This window comes from Pseudomaricurvus alcaniphilus (genome assembly GCF_011440395.1).
In the GTDB taxonomy this organism is placed as follows: domain Bacteria; phylum Pseudomonadota; class Gammaproteobacteria; order Pseudomonadales; family Cellvibrionaceae; genus Pseudomaricurvus; species Pseudomaricurvus alcaniphilus.
In genome coordinates, this window is record NZ_JAAOIX010000003.1 from 449,512 (window position 1) to 463,246 (window position 13,735).

General features: G+C 56.3%; 13 protein-coding genes. 7 read left to right on the plus strand and 6 right to left on the minus strand.

Features of this window, described 5'->3' with window-relative positions; all coding sequences use genetic code 11:
- The first annotated feature begins 20 nt into the window (after positions 1-20).
- From G8764_RS10090 to G8764_RS10100, 3 genes are all read left to right on the plus strand, one after another.
- Entirely contained in the window at positions 21-452 is a 432-nt protein-coding gene (locus G8764_RS10090) for a hypothetical protein (protein ID WP_166164498.1), read from the plus strand.
- Between the two features lie 63 nt (positions 453-515).
- Entirely contained in the window at positions 516-1,412 is an 897-nt protein-coding gene (locus G8764_RS10095; protein WP_166164499.1) for a thioredoxin domain-containing protein, read from the plus strand.
- Between the two features lie 9 nt (positions 1,413-1,421).
- Positions 1,422-1,700: a CxxCxxCC domain-containing protein gene (locus tag G8764_RS10100; protein WP_166164500.1), complete on the plus strand. Its 279-nt coding sequence runs from the start codon at positions 1,422-1,424 to the stop codon at positions 1,698-1,700.
- On the opposite strand, the gene G8764_RS10105 is transcribed toward G8764_RS10100, so the two are convergent.
- The 4 genes from G8764_RS10105 to G8764_RS10120 all read right to left on the minus strand — a co-directional run bounded on the left by G8764_RS10105 (position 1,697) and on the right by G8764_RS10120 (position 6,025).
- A complete protein-coding gene (locus G8764_RS10105) occupies positions 1,697-2,062 on the minus strand; it encodes a PilZ domain-containing protein (RefSeq protein WP_166164501.1) in 366 nt (121 codons plus the stop codon). The two genes, G8764_RS10100 and G8764_RS10105, sit on opposite strands and share 4 nt — an antisense overlap.
- Positions 2,059-3,870 (minus strand): DUF1631 family protein, encoded by a 1,812-nt coding sequence (locus G8764_RS10110; RefSeq protein WP_166164502.1) that lies wholly within the window; start codon positions 3,868-3,870, stop codon positions 2,059-2,061. Before G8764_RS10110 ends, G8764_RS10105 begins: the two co-directional genes overlap by 4 nt.
- 170 nt (positions 3,871-4,040) lie before the next feature.
- Positions 4,041-4,823, minus strand: a complete 783-nt coding sequence (gene fnr / locus G8764_RS10115) for a fumarate/nitrate reduction transcriptional regulator Fnr (protein WP_166164503.1) — start codon at positions 4,821-4,823, stop codon at positions 4,041-4,043.
- A 56-nt stretch (positions 4,824-4,879) separates the two neighbouring features.
- Positions 4,880-6,025 (minus strand): oxygen-independent coproporphyrinogen III oxidase, encoded by a 1,146-nt coding sequence (locus tag G8764_RS10120; protein WP_166164504.1) that lies wholly within the window; start codon positions 6,023-6,025, stop codon positions 4,880-4,882.
- Between the two features lie 328 nt (positions 6,026-6,353).
- Between G8764_RS10120 and G8764_RS10125 the strand changes: the two genes are divergently transcribed.
- The 4 genes from G8764_RS10125 to G8764_RS10140 all read left to right on the plus strand — a co-directional run bounded on the left by G8764_RS10125 (position 6,354) and on the right by G8764_RS10140 (position 10,530).
- Positions 6,354-7,139 carry a DUF3014 domain-containing protein gene (locus G8764_RS10125; protein WP_166164505.1) on the plus strand — a complete coding sequence of 262 codons (786 nt, stop codon included), beginning with the start codon at positions 6,354-6,356 and terminating at the stop codon, positions 7,137-7,139.
- A 191-nt stretch (positions 7,140-7,330) separates the two neighbouring features.
- Positions 7,331-9,244 (plus strand): propionyl-CoA synthetase, encoded by a 1,914-nt coding sequence (locus tag G8764_RS10130; protein ID WP_341806357.1) that lies wholly within the window; start codon positions 7,331-7,333, stop codon positions 9,242-9,244.
- A 345-nt stretch (positions 9,245-9,589) separates the two neighbouring features.
- Positions 9,590-9,919, plus strand: coding sequence for a hypothetical protein (locus G8764_RS10135; protein WP_166164507.1), 330 nt, complete (start codon positions 9,590-9,592; stop codon positions 9,917-9,919).
- 200 nt (positions 9,920-10,119) lie between these two features.
- Positions 10,120-10,530 carry a PilZ domain-containing protein gene (locus G8764_RS10140; RefSeq protein WP_166164508.1) on the plus strand — a complete coding sequence of 137 codons (411 nt, stop codon included), beginning with the start codon at positions 10,120-10,122 and terminating at the stop codon, positions 10,528-10,530.
- A gap of 1,101 nt (positions 10,531-11,631) precedes the next feature.
- On the opposite strand, the gene G8764_RS10145 is transcribed toward G8764_RS10140, so the two are convergent.
- A complete protein-coding gene (locus G8764_RS10145; protein WP_166164509.1) occupies positions 11,632-12,468 on the minus strand; it encodes a CvfB family protein in 837 nt (278 codons plus the stop codon).
- A gap of 178 nt (positions 12,469-12,646) precedes the next feature.
- Positions 12,647-13,369 carry a 16S rRNA (uracil(1498)-N(3))-methyltransferase gene (locus G8764_RS10150; RefSeq protein WP_166164510.1) on the minus strand — a complete coding sequence of 241 codons (723 nt, stop codon included), beginning with the start codon at positions 13,367-13,369 and terminating at the stop codon, positions 12,647-12,649.
- Positions 13,370-13,735: the final 366 nt, after the last annotated feature.

Below are 13,735 nucleotides of genomic sequence, written 5' to 3' on the forward strand. Positions count from 1 at the left end.
TAAATGTACAGGAGTAAACGATGAAATATTTTGCCCTATCATTGCTGGTGTTAGTGGTCGCAGGGTCAGGGTACCTGTGGTTGACAGCCGACCTCGATGTCGATGCGTCCCGCAGTGTACCTGCGGCGATCAACCAGTCACCCACTGCCAGCGGCGGTGCAATAGCAGGCGGGCAGACTATCGAGTCCCGTCGCTCGGCTCTGCAGCAGGTGGAGACGTCGCCGGCGGATAGTTCCACTGCGCCAGCCGTAACTCGCGAGCAGGAGATCGCTGCACTCGAAAAAGAGCAGGAACTTTTGCAAATGGCGGAACAATACGAAACAGTCCGTTCTGACCCCGACAAACGCGAAGCCCATCGCCAGGCCATGAAGGAAAAGTTGGCCGCCTACAGCGATGCGGTTTTACCCATTGCCATGGAAAAGGCCAGATTGGCCCAGGAAGCCGCCAAATAAACGTCGTCAGGTAATGGACGTTAAAAAGAGGTCGCCTGCTAAAAGGCACCGGAAAGAGGGTATATGTTAGACGCTGTTTCTGCGACCGGACTGCAACGAACCGGGTTCCGTGCGCTGCTGCTGATCGTTTTTTTTACTGCCAGCCTCAATGCTGGTGCCGCTACCGCCTTTGTGATTCCCGATAAAAACCAGCACTCGGCCTTTTTATACAGCGATTGGGCTCCTGGGAGAGCCAATCTGCTGGTGTTTATCGATCCGCATTGCCCCTACTGCAAGCGAGCAATTCCAAAGTTTGATGGGATAACCGATTACAACGTCTATGTATTTTGGGCCCCCATATTTGGTGAGCGCAGCGAAAGCACGATTCGACCCCTGTTTCACTGCCAGAGGCCCACCAGCGACGAAATCCTGCACCGGTTTGCGGTGCGTGGCGATATTGAGGGCGCTACCGCTAAACGCAGTGGGCAAGCTGCACAGTGCGGCGACAAGTACGACCATGCATTGCGAGAACTGAACGACCGGGTGGTTGCCAGCTATCCGATTCACGGTGTGCCGGCGTTTTTTGTCCAGGGTGTGCAAACTTCACTGGCCAGTGTCTACCGTCCGCCGCTGGTACCGGGTAAATTCGTCAACGGTGTGGCGTTGGACTGGACTCGATACGAGGCGGCGAGAGTGGCGGCCTTTACGCGGCCCACCTCGGTGGCGCTGGTACTACCCGCCAGTTTTACCCCGGCGCAAGCCGGGTTGATTGATCAATATCGCCCGTCCTATATTTTTTCTGCCGGTAATTGGCGGGATATCTGCACCTCTATCCAGGTCTCCGGGTGTGGCGACCAGGCCGGCCTGGAGCAGAACCAGAAGTCCTACCTGGAGTTGATGGCACTGCTTGGCTTGCAAGAACAGCAGGATGCCAGTTATTTAATCGCCGCAGATGGACGTGTGCGGATCCTCGGTCAATGAGCTAACTGTATGGAATGTCGCAAGGGCTGTGGCATGTGCTGCATCGAGCCGTCCATTGTGCAGCCGCTGCCAGGTATGCCGGCGGGCAAAAAGGCCGGTGAACACTGCGTTAATCTTGACCTCTCGGATTACACCTGCAAAATCTGGGGGCAACCCGAATACCCGGATTTCTGCCGCATTTTCAAGCCGGAGCCGGAATTCTGTGGCTCCACCCGCACCGAGGCGGAGCAAATATTGCGGTTTTTGGAAAGCTCGACCCGGCCGGATGGTCGGTCGGGGAGGGTCTAGTCCTCCTGCAACAGCCTCTCTGAAATTTGCTGCTTCCACGCAACCAGACCGGAGCCGTCTGAATCCAGCAGGGATAGGCCAGTCATCCATTGATCGCTGCCCTGTTGCGGAAATTGCCACTTGACCTCGGTCACCAGGGTGATGGGGGCCATTTGCTCCAGTTGGACGGCGATATTAAGTATCAGGCCACGTTCCAGTGGCTGGTTAACGGAAATCTGCAGGCCATTGGCGGAGATGTCCACGCTGTTGCAGATCAACAACTCCGGTGGGGAGCTGCCGTCATAGTTGGCGGATACCAACTCCAGCAGTACGGTTTCCCGGCTGTTGAGGCGATAATCCTGGCGTCGGTTCTTTTGGTTCATTTATGGTTCTTCCTCAGTCCACGGACAATGGTTTCCAGGCTGTTTTCAAAGTCCTTGCCCCGGCTCAGTATTTGCAGCTGATCCGCGGCAACCAATTGCACCAGTTCGTTCAGGGAGTATTCTGCGACGCGATGGCCCACGCGGTCGGTAAAAATATACTTTTCGGCAGTTTGCAGTTTTACCGACAACTTGATTTGCACAGGGGCTTGCGCCGGCAGGGAGAGCAACAGCCAGGAGCCACAATTCAGGTCAATAATCGATTTTTGAATAGCCGCATGATCGCTGCTTGAGAGCGGCTCGCGGGGCGCGGCAGGTGCACTGCGCCGTTGTAATTCTTGTGCCTCCCGGGCAGCTTTCTCTGCGGCCTGCTGGCGTTCTGCTGTGGCCTGTTGCTGCCGGGTTCGATCCTGTTGTTTTTGTTGATAGTGCTTTTGCAGCTGTTGCAGGGCTTGGGCAAGGCAATTTCGATACAGTTGTCGTGGCTTCAGTGGTGTAACCAGCTTCAGCGCCAGCGCGTTACTGAACTCCTCGAAAGTGTAGCGCGAGAGTATGCTGCCGTCCGCCGCGGAGAATACCAGGCAATCTTTACGAGCTTCTTTATACAACAATTTGCCGGCCTGTTTTTGGCCATCTTTCGTGGAAAATAAAAACCAGTGCTGGGGCTGGTATTGCTCCAGACTCCGGATAGTGAGTTGGTCGATGACCGCTGCCTGGCGAACTTCTTTGGTCTCATCCAGGGCGGCAAACTCAATGCAGCTTGGGGTGTGGCCTTGCAAGACTTCGATAAAATAGTGAATCAGAAGCCTGAAAAAGTCTTCATAGCCACTGCAGGTGCTGAATTGTCGATAATAGGAATCGTCGAGTTGCTCCATCAGCGCCGGCAGCAGGGTGTCAATTTTCTTTCGTTGTTGGCTGGCGCCAGCCAGGCTCGCTGCCGAGCTGTCCGTTTGCGGGAATGCCCATGATAATACCTGCAGCAGACGTTGCCATTGCCTCCAGGCGGGCGCATCAATACCGTGGTTGATCACCAGGTATTGCAGGTCGCCAACCAGGGGCGATTTGATAAAACTGGCAATATCTGTGGGCAAGGGCCTGCCAGCAAGGCGCTGGTCGATATACAACAGCACTGACCGCTGCGCATGCTTGATGTCGATGGCGGCCATTTCCCGTTGCAGAATCCGTGCTTCTATGGCCTGGGCGCGAGCCAGCTCGCCCCGTCGCAATTGGCGAAATCCTGTTAGCTGTTGATTGACTTCCTCCCGGTTGTTGATGTCCAGGCTGCGAAGCCGGGTGGCAAAGTCGGCCAGCCACTCGGGCAGTTGCCGGCCCGCCCGTCCCGGTGCGGGTGCCCAGGTGCTCAAATGTTCAAACAGTTCTTGCAGCAGTAGGGCCAGGGGGTGTTCGAAGTTGATAATATGGTCTGGCCGCAACAGTAAGCGGCAGCCGAGCAGCAGGCTGGCGCTCTGCAGTTGACGGCAAAGGTTCGGGTGGGGCCGACTTGTACGCCAGAGCTGCTGCAGCAAGCTGTCTACCAGCAGCAGGGCGGCCCGATATTGCGGCTCAATCTGCAGTGCTTTTGGTTGTTGCAGTAGTAGCCGCTGCAGCCCGGTGAAGCTTGCTTCTGTGTTTACCCCCGTGGGCGCGACGGAATCTAATTCACTCACAAGCTCGAGCAGTTGCAAGGGGCTGATATAGCGGGCGCCTTTTGCCACACCCAAATCAAGTTCATTGAGCAAACGCAGGGCTTGAAACAGACTCTGTGTGTGACCTTTAAGAATCTTGTTGGTGGGCAGTTGCAGGGCTGACATCTGGTCACTTACCGGTTGATCAGGCGGGTCGGAAACTCCTTAAGGCTAGCACAAATAACCTGATTGTGAGGCCGGCGAGCCGGATTAAAGCGGCGCGACAGGTCGACAGTGCGCCTGTGGCAGCCACTCTGCAGCTGTTGTTGCGGGCGTTTGGGTGAGGTTGCTAATTCTCAGCAGCGCGATTCAGCCTGGGCCACCTTTTTCAGGGCGTCCATATCCAGAATGGTAATCTCTTTCTTGTCCACCGCCAGCAGATTGGATTTTTGAAAGCGGCTCAAGACCCGGCTGACCGTTTCAATCGTCAAACCGAGATAATTGCCTATATCCGCCCGGGACATGGGCAGGCGAAAGCAGGTGGCGGACAGGTGGCGATGGTGATTGCGAGTGGATATGCTCAACAACAGTGAGGCAACGCGCTCGTCGGCGCTGTTTTTACTGAGCAGGGTGATCAGCTGCTGGTCTGAGGTGATCTCCTTGCTCATCAGGGAAAAAAAGTGGCGCTGCAAGCCGGGCAACTTCAGGCTCAGCTCCTCGAGGCGCGAGAAGGGTATTTCACAGACAGCGGCGGTTTCCAGGGCGATGGCCGAGTTGGTGTGATGATTCTGGGCAATGCCGTCCATCCCCAGGATTTCTCCCGGCAGATAAAAGCCGGTTACCTGCTCCTGGCCACCATTGGTGATGCTGATCGCCTTTATGGTGCCAGAGCGGATGGCGAACACCGAGCGAAATGGCGCGCCGGTGTGGTAGAGGTACTCTCCTTTTTGCAGAGGGCGGCCCCGCTGGATGATTTCATCCAGTCGATCAATATCATCCACGTGCAAACTGATTGGCAGGCAGATGGCATTGAGGCGACAGTCGCCACAGGAGACAAGGGGATTATGATGGCATTTGGCTTGGCTATTCCCGCTACTGTCGGAAGTGCTGTTGCTACTGGCTATATTCTTGCGGCTCATGATGTAAGGCAATCCATTGAATGCGGGGGAGCGCGACGCTCACCAACTGCAGCTGGCTATTCTGCTACAGAGGCAGAGCCGGGTAAAGTACCAGTTGCGGCCCGCAGGTGCTCTATCAAGGCGTCACACAGTATGGCCAGGCTGCGCACCCCCGCAGCGGTCAGCCTCAACTCGCCTTGGCGGATGCTGTAGAGTACCCGGCCTGGCGGCTGCAGTTGTGACCAGGCCTGCTCGATCAGTGGCAGCAGGTTCCATTGGTATCGTCGTCGAAAGTAGGTCAAGTCCAGGTTGTGATAGCACAGTAATTGAGCCAGCACCGGCTTGAAGTTGTGGGCGGGCAGGCCGGAAGGGATACGATCCGGGCTTTGGGCGGTCAGGTAAGCGGGCAATTGGCGAGGGTTTTGTCTGTGCAAACTGCCCCAGGAGCTGCTGTTGCCCGGCCCCAGGCCGATGATGTCAGTGACGCCCTGGCAGTTGTAACCGTGATTGGTTAAACACAGCTGTCTTTGCCTTTGGGCACGCGCCAAAGCCGAATCGCTGCTGACAAAGCAGTCATTGCCCAGCACTCGGTACCCCAGGGTCGTCATACCGGTAAACAGGGCATCGAAATTACGGCTGTTTTCCGCGCTGCACGGGAAGCGGCCCAGGGATACGCAGTGGGGCAGGGTGGAGCCACGGGCGGACAGCTGTTTCAGGGTTTTCACCAGGCTTGCCAGCGGTCGGGTGAGGGTCAGGTTGACGTGTTGATAGTGAAAGTCCGCAGCGATGCTGATACTTCGCAGCAGGGCAGGCAGGTTCAGTGTTTTACAGTCTTCGATGCGGATCTCCACACTGTTAAAGCCGAGCCCTTTAAACAGGGCAGCCCGCACTTCATTGAAGTCTTCGAGATCAAATGTCACGCTGTAGCGGCAGCTGTTGACTTCGCCGAGGGAGTAGCAGCGGCCCAGAAAATACATGATTTCAGTGACGTCGGCGCTGTCGAGGATACTTTGTGGCAGCTGCCAATCCAGCCAGGATACCTTTCTCTGCCCGATGCCGGGGCTGCGCAGTTGCAATTCGCGCAACAGGCCTTCAACCAGGTGGCGGGAGGTGTAGGGGCCGGCTGCAAATATTCGGCTGTACTCCCCGGGCGCATACAGGCTGATGCCCAGTGGTGTATGGGGGGCAGCGGAAAAGCCACAAACATTGGCTGGAATTGCCATGCTGTTGCGCTCCAGCAAAGATTCCCAGCAGTAGCTGGCGCCGCCTAAATTATGGTTTATGGGATGCACGTTTATGATAGTCCTGGCCGCGGGTCAAGCCCATGGGTTTTACCTGTCGTGGTGAGATTTATCGAATTGGCTGCTAAGAGTCTACGGAACAGGCGCTGAAACCCGTTGATGCAGGTCAACTATAGGAGTTATAGTCGGGTCAGCGATAGGAAAGTTAGGGTGGATAACTTGTCTTTTGTCGCAGAAATAATAAGAAACTTAAGTGTCAAAACAACGTCTTAGTAGTTTATTGCCCCAATAATTTATATGGATAGTCACTATGAACCGGAAAATTCTTGCAGTTGCCGCTGTTGTTGTGCTGGCGGTCATTTTATTCCTGGTATTTAAGCCCTCCGAGCCTGAGAAGGTCGTCGTTGAGGAAACGGTGATAGCGCCGGCGCCGGCGCCGGCAGTTGTTCAAGCACCGGCTCCAGTAGAGCCGCAACCACCGGCCCAGCCACCGACACAATTGGAAGTGGAAGAACCGCCAATCCCCACCCCGGAAACTCTGGATGAAAGTGACACTTACGTGGTTGCGGCCGTAGAAAAGCTGTCGCCGCCGCTGCTGCAGTGGATCGTACCCGAAGAGCAGGTGCGCAAATTGGTGTTGGCGGTGGATGTACTGGCAGAAGGCAAATTGCCACAGCGTCACAAGCCCGTTGAAATTGATCTGCAGGCATTCAAGGTGGAAGAGCTGAACGGCAAGTATGAACTTTCCGACGCTAACCTCGATCGTTTAACCCCTTTGATTGATTCGATCGTCGCGATTGACCCCAAAACACTCGGCCAGCACTATCACGCCTGGATGCCACTGTTGGAGAAAGCCTATGGCGAACTTGGCAAGCAGGACAGTTTTAAAGCCCGGGTCGACCGTGTCATAAAGCGGATCCAGGAGGCTGGGCCGGCACCCGTTGACGCAACCCTGGTGCGCCCCCATGTGTTTTATGAATACAGCGACCCGGCATTGGAAAATCGCAGCGCCCTGGAAAAGTGGTTGTGGCGCATGGGCGATGAAAATCGCGAGAAGTTGCAGGCCTATTTGCGCGAGTTAAAATTCTATTTGTAAACACGAGCCCGGGCCATCCGGGCTCACTATCCCACCTTCTGATCTTCATCATCCCAGCGGAAATATCCCCCCTCGACCTTGGTCCAATGGCCAGATCGAGGGGAGCACTTTAGAGTAGTCGTCGTCCGGCTGGCTTAGCGGCAACGAAAAACTATAAAGCAAAAACAAGTAATTCAACCCAAGTGCTCCGCGTGGTGATAACAATGACCTATCAGTCTGAATACTCCCGTTCGATTGACCATCCTGAAGCTTTTTGGGCGGATAAAGCCGCCGCACTGGACTGGTTCAAAGCCCCAACCACAATCCTTAGCCGGGATGAAAACGGCATGGAGCGCTGGTTTGCAGACGGCGAAATGAATACCTGCCATATGGCGCTTGATTATCACGTTGCCAATGGCCGCGGCGAGCAAGTGGCGATTTATTACGATTCGCCCGTGACGGCCAGTCGTCGCGCCATTACCTATCGGGAATTGCTCGACCAGGTGGCGAAATTCGCCGGGCTCTTGCAGCAGCAGGGTGTTGTTAAGGGCGACCGGGTGTTGATCTATATGCCGATGGTGCCGGAGGCGGCAGTTGCCATGCTCGCCAGTGCCCGCCTCGGCGCGATTCACTCGGTGGTGTTCGGCGGCTTTGCCGCCAATGAGCTGGCCGTTCGAATTGAGGACGCGGCGCCCAAGGTGGTGGTGTCCGCCTCCTGCGGTATTGAAATCGATCGCATCATTGCCTACAAGCCGTTGTTGGATGAGGCCATTGCGACATCGTCGCACAAACCGGCCCGCACCATCATCCTGCAGCGGCCCGAGGCGGTTGCCGAGTTACAGAGCGGCCGCGACCTGGACTGGCAAGAGGCGGTGGCGAGTGCACCGGCCGCGGACTGCACCTCTGTGCTGGCCACCGACCCGCTCTATATTCTCTACACCTCCGGTACCACCGGCAAGCCAAAGGGCGTAGTGCGCGACAATGGCGGCCACGCGGTGGCCATGAAGTACAGCATGAAGGCCATCTACGACATGAACCCCGGCGATGTATTCTGGGCCGCTTCCGATGTCGGCTGGGTGGTTGGCCACTCCTATATCGTTTATGCTCCACTGTTGGCGGGGCTCTCGACGGTGTTCTACGAGGGCAAACCTGTGCGTACTCCGGATGCCGGTGCCTTCTGGCGAGTCGTCAGTGACTACCGGGTGAAGGCGCTGTTCTCGGCACCCACGGCGTTCCGCGCCATCCGCAAGGAAGACCCGGAGTCACTTTGCTTGCAGGGCTATGATCTGTCCTGTTTGAAAACCGTTTTTATGGCCGGTGAGCGCCTGGATCCACCCACTTACCATTGGGTCAAGGATTTACTGGGCGTGCCGGTCGTGGACCACTGGTGGCAGACCGAAACCGGTTGGGCTATCTGCGCCAATCTAATGGGAGTTGAGCCCATGCCGGCCAAGGCCGGCTCGGCTACCCTGCCGGCACCGGGGTTTAACGTGCAAATCCTGGATGAAAGCGGGGCGCCCGTTGGGCCCAATGAGCAGGGTGTCGTGGCCCTGAAGCGGCCCCTGCCACCCGGCTGCCTGCCCACCATCTGGGGAGATTTCAATCGTTTCTACGAGGGCTATCTGTCCACTTTCGAGGGTTATTACGTCTCCGGTGACGGTGGTTACAAGGACGAAGAGGGCTACGTATTTATCATGGGGCGCACCGACGATGTGATTAATGTGGCCGGCCACAGGCTTTCCACCGGTGAAATGGAAGAGGTGTTAGCGGCTCATCCGGCAGTGGCGGAATGCGCGGTTATCGGTGTCGCTTGTAGCCTCAAAGGCCAAAAGCCACTGGGCCTGATCTTGCTTAAAGACGGCGTCGAAATAGACGCGGCAGCACTGCAAGCTGAACTGGTGGCCAGTGTGCGGCACAAGATTGGCGCGGTCGCCTGTTTTAAAGAAGCGCTTGTGGTTTCCAGGTTGCCGAAAACCCGTTCCGGCAAGATCCTGCGCAAAATCCTCCGCCAAATTGCCGACGGCGATGAGTACACTGTGCCGTCAACTATCGATGACCCCAGCAGCCTGGCAGAAATAGCTGACGTGCTGGCGCGCAGTGGCTTCAGCAAAGGCGAAGTGGCCTGAACCGACTGCCGCTCAGTGTGACCCTCGGCTGATTTAGCCCTGGGTCACGGATGTACCTCCCGCTTTATCGCAGCAATGATTATTGGTGTTGAGCCGCATTCGCTTCTATGCTTACCAAGTGAGCCCACGCTGCCTATAGAGCCCTGCCTGTGATCTATGATTGTTGATCTATGGTTATTGATCTTTGACCATTGAGTCTATAGTCAGTGTGCATTTGGCTGCTACGAAATTGCCAATTGGGCCTAATTCCCGCGCAGGCGGGTAGCTATAGACAGCGCCGATTATTGCACTCGGGTTAGCCAGTTTGGCTCCTGGGCTGGCGCTGGATGGCTCAGCGCGGCAACAGTGAACAACAAGCGGGAGGTGGACCGGGTGGTGCGGGTAATTCTGACGGGGCTGTTGCTGCCGCTTGTAGTGACCGGCTGTGGTTCTGCAAACGAGCACTTCTGCGCCAAATATTCCTATTTTTATGAGGAGTTGTCGAAGCCCGGGATCATGCCGCTGAGCGATATCGAAGAGCAATTGCGCAGCGAATTGGCAGATCCGGGTAAAGATGGCGATCGGGCGCGGATTTCGCTCTATGTGTTAAACCACGTTGCCAGCGGTATCAAGCCGCCGGGGGAAGCGCCGCAGGATTACTGCATGCGACGGCGTTTGTGGGAAAGTTACCGGTAATTCGCTGGTCATTTGAGTTGTTTAAACTTCTGTTGATTTAGTTCCTGTTGTGGTGTTCCGGTTCCAGGCCGGGTTGAGCCTGGCAGTGTCGGCGGGTGTATAATTCGGCAGGTGTAAAAAATAAGCACTCCTGGTTGCTTCGAGCAGGAATGAATCAGGGGGACACTAAAGGATTAAAGTTCAGAGACTGGAGGTTTTGTATGCAGCAGGAGGAGCGGCGAGAGTTTGAGCGCTTTCCCTATCCCGGTGATCGGGCGGTGGTAGAGGCCGAGATCAATTGGCCCAATGCCACAGTAATAGATTCTCGCGATGTGCAGTTTGTGGATATCAGTCGCGCGGGGCTGGGAATACTCAGCCGCAATGTGTTTGCGGTGGGGGATTCGCTGAAGTTAACAATCAAGCTGGCGAAGACGGAGCCGCTGACTGTGACTGCGGTAGTGTGTAACCGTCGCCAGGCAGAGCAGTCAGGTGACGAGCAGGGCGCAAGCGCGGCGCTCAGTTGGCGTTATGGTCTTTATTTTGATTACGATGTTGACACGTCTCCCCACGCGCAAGAGGTGCTTGCCAGGCTCGATGAAGAGGTTCGCCGCTTTTTCTTGCAGCCTGTTTAGGGAGTAGTAAATAGCCGTGCGCAGGTAAACACGGTGCGCGGCGGCCCGGTGGGTGTGCCCTGCCAGACCGGCCGCAGGCTCTCCGCGCTTTTCGCGCTCCCGCCTTCTTATTAACTTCAAGATGGTCGCTAGCGCTCAAACATCCGTCCACAAGTAAAATACAGTTTGGCGCAGCGGCTCGGTGGGTGCGCCCTGCCAGACCGGCCGCAGGCTCTCCGCACTTTTCGCGCTCCCGGAAACTCGCTACGCTGCGCTTCGCTCAAACATCCGTCCGCGAAAGCCCGAAAAGCGCGGAGAGCCTAAACGCGACCTGATTGGTCTGGCAGGGCACACCCACCGAGCCTTGACCAGGCATCGAGCGAGATTCTGGAAAAAGACAAAAACAAAGATAATGAGGTCCTCGCGAGAATAAATTATTTCGATCATCTGCGATCTTTGGTGGATATGAAGGGCATGCGGTTGAGGTCTTGAGCAGATTTCAGTTCGGGAAGCTCGAAGTGAAATTACACTCCTCTTGGAAGCACAATGTAGTCAGCGGTGGGGGGAGCCCGTTGCGGATCAATCAGGCCATGCTTATCCCCCCGACCACATTTGGGGTAGTCGGCAAGGACTGTCTGAATCCCAATTTTTTGCGCGTCTTTTTGCGCAAAAAATGGTTGAGTTTCGCAGCCGCCAAATGTGGTCGGGGGGATATGGCCGATCCGCAATGGGCTCCCCCCATCGATGACGGCCAGCCCGCTCATATCTCGAATGTGTATTACGATAAAGTCAGCACCGCGTTCCGTATCGCTTCCCGCTGCAAGTACGGGTGTCCAAGTATGGACTGATGAGTTCCGCAGCTGCCAAATGTGGTCGGGGGATATGGCCGATCCGCAATGGGCTCCCCCCCAGCGCTGACGGCCAGCCCGCTCATATCTCGAATGTGCATTACGATAAAGTCAGAACCGCGTTCTGTAATGGTTCCCGCTGTCCGCAATGGACTCACCCATCGATGACGGGCAGCTCGCTCATATCAATCAAGTGTTGCGACCAATCCAGGTGGAAGTATCCTGGTCGACCTCCGCGGCTACTTAATGCGCGTTAATCAGTGTTTCCCTGGCGCTAACTCTCCAGCAAGGTGATTTCATCCTTGCCCAGGTTGATGCGTTTCTCTTTGTAGAGTTTGCCCAGCGCCTTTTTGTAGTTGGCCTTGCTGACGTTGTATTGGTGGTAGATATCGTCCGGGGCACTTTTGTCGGTGAGGCGGGATTTGCCGCCGTTGGCTTTGAGGTGTGCCACAATCTGCTCGGTTAATTCCTGGCGCTGGGCTGCGGCCGGCAGTTGCAGGCTGACGTTGATTTTCTGGTCGTCGCGAATGCTTTTGATGTAGCCTTTAAGCTTGGCGCCGTAGCGGAGTGGCTTGAAGGCGTCGTCGCGGAAGATCAGGCCCAGGTGGGTGTGGTTGATTACTGCCTTGTAGCCCATGTCGCTGTGGCCGCAGATTAGTAAATCGACTGGCTGTTGGGGTTTGAAATAGTGGGATTGTTCCGACAGGTGGCGATTCAGGCGACTGGAAGCCACCAGGCGTCTGCTGGCGCTGTCGCGGTAGACGTATACCACGTAGGACTTGCCCACTTGCATCGGGGTGTGTTGTTCGGCGTAGGGCACCAGCAGGTCTTTGGGTAGCCCCCAGTCGAGAAAGGCACCGGTATTGTTGACGTCGGTTACTTTTAACCAGGCGCACTGGCCGAGCTCGACCTTTGGCTTTTCGGTGGTGGCGATCAGTTGATCTTCGGAGTCGTAGTACAAAAATACGTCGAGAACATCGTTGAGTTCGGTATTGGCTGGCACGTAGCGTTTTGGCAGCAGTATATTGCCGGCTTCGCCACCGTCGAGGAAGACCCCGAAGTTGACCAGTTTGACCACGCTTAAGCGGTTGAATTTTCCGGGGTGTATCATTACTTTTTTCGCCTTTTGCAGCCGTTGCCGGCGCTATTGGGTGCTGGCACTTGTCCGGCACCTGCCTGTCGTTGCTGTTGGTAGCAGTGTAATGGTCCTTTCCGGGCGGGTAAACGCCTGGCCGATCAATGCCTGGTCCGTTATTGCCTGTAGGGTCAGGTAGACGGTGGCGTCATTGTTACCAACCGGTTATGGGAAATAATTTGCCCAGCAGTACGGGCACTGCGGTTTCGACCCGTAAAATACGGGGGCCGAGATGGACGCTCTGGCAGCCGGCCTGGATTAATTTGTCGATTTCATAGTCGATAAAGCCGCCTTCCGGCCCAATTACCAGCACGGTCTCTTGCGCCAGCGGTTCCGGGCAGGTGCTCGCTGCGCGCGGGTGCGCGACGAGGGCGCGCTTGCCGGCACAGAGTTGCGGCAGCTCATCTTCCACAAATGGCTTGAAGCGTTTGACCAGGCGGATGTCCGGCAGCAGGGTGTCTACTCCCTGTTCGAGGCCCAGCAGCAGTTGTTGGTGCAGCTTTTCCGGCTCCAGCAGCGGGCTCTGCCAGTAGCTTTTTTCCACCCGGTAGCTGTTGAGAAATACCAGCTTTTTTACCCCCATGGTGGCGATGGTCTGGACGATACGCTTGATCATCTTGGGGCGGGGCAGGGCCACAATCAGGGTCAGGGGCAGGGGGGGAGGAGGCTCGCGGGTTAGGTCCACACGCAATTGCGCCTCGCTGCCGGAGATGTGTTCGACCAGGGCGGAGCCAATGGCTCCGTTGAGGCGGCCGGCTCGCACGCTGGCGCCGCTGGCCAGTTGGTGCACCTCGAGGATGTGCTGCAGGCGACGGCCGCGGAGTGTCACCCGGTTGGCAGCAGTAAAATCGGAATCTTCAAGTAGTAGCAGGTTCATTGCGTGCGTCGGGCATTGGTGGGCGGGCTTGAAGGCCGGCCTGCCATGGGATTATTGGGTCGGGGTTTGGGCCCGCGGCGCTGGTGCAGAGCGGCGGGGCGGCAGTGTACCACTTTCCCGCAATAGCAGGCACACCGGCAGCAGGCTGGTGGGTTATGGGAGCGGGGTAGTGGTGGTGTTCCGGGAGGGTGCGCACAGGGCCGAGTAGGTGTCGGAAAAGGCGATTTTTTGCATTCTAATCATAGTTCTACTTTGTCAGATTTAACCAGTTGATTTTCTGTGAGTTTCAGCGAAAATGGGAGGTAATTCCAGACGATGTTAGGCGGCTCCCAGAAGGGGCATTAATTTGACAGCCGCCTAACAAAA

Coding starts and splice junctions, on each gene's coding strand:
- G8764_RS10110 (WP_166164502.1), bottom strand. CDS start 3,870: ATGTCAGCCCTGCAACTGCCCACCAACAAGATTCTTAAAGGTCACACA.
- G8764_RS10090 (WP_166164498.1), top strand. CDS start 21: ATGAAATATTTTGCCCTATCATTGCTGGTGTTAGTGGTCGCAGGGTCA.
- G8764_RS10150 (WP_166164510.1), bottom strand. CDS start 13,369: ATGAACCTGCTACTACTTGAAGATTCCGATTTTACTGCTGCCAACCGG.
- G8764_RS10120 (WP_166164504.1), bottom strand. CDS start 6,025: ATGGCAATTCCAGCCAATGTTTGTGGCTTTTCCGCTGCCCCCCATACA.
- G8764_RS10105 (WP_166164501.1), bottom strand. CDS start 2,062: ATGAACCAAAAGAACCGACGCCAGGATTATCGCCTCAACAGCCGGGAA.
- G8764_RS10100 (WP_166164500.1), top strand. CDS start 1,422: ATGGAATGTCGCAAGGGCTGTGGCATGTGCTGCATCGAGCCGTCCATT.
- G8764_RS10140 (WP_166164508.1), top strand. CDS start 10,120: ATGCAGCAGGAGGAGCGGCGAGAGTTTGAGCGCTTTCCCTATCCCGGT.
- G8764_RS10095 (WP_166164499.1), top strand. CDS start 516: ATGTTAGACGCTGTTTCTGCGACCGGACTGCAACGAACCGGGTTCCGT.
- fnr (WP_166164503.1), bottom strand. CDS start 4,823: ATGAGCCGCAAGAATATAGCCAGTAGCAACAGCACTTCCGACAGTAGC.
- G8764_RS10125 (WP_166164505.1), top strand. CDS start 6,354: ATGAACCGGAAAATTCTTGCAGTTGCCGCTGTTGTTGTGCTGGCGGTC.
- G8764_RS10145 (WP_166164509.1), bottom strand. CDS start 12,468: ATGATACACCCCGGAAAATTCAACCGCTTAAGCGTGGTCAAACTGGTC.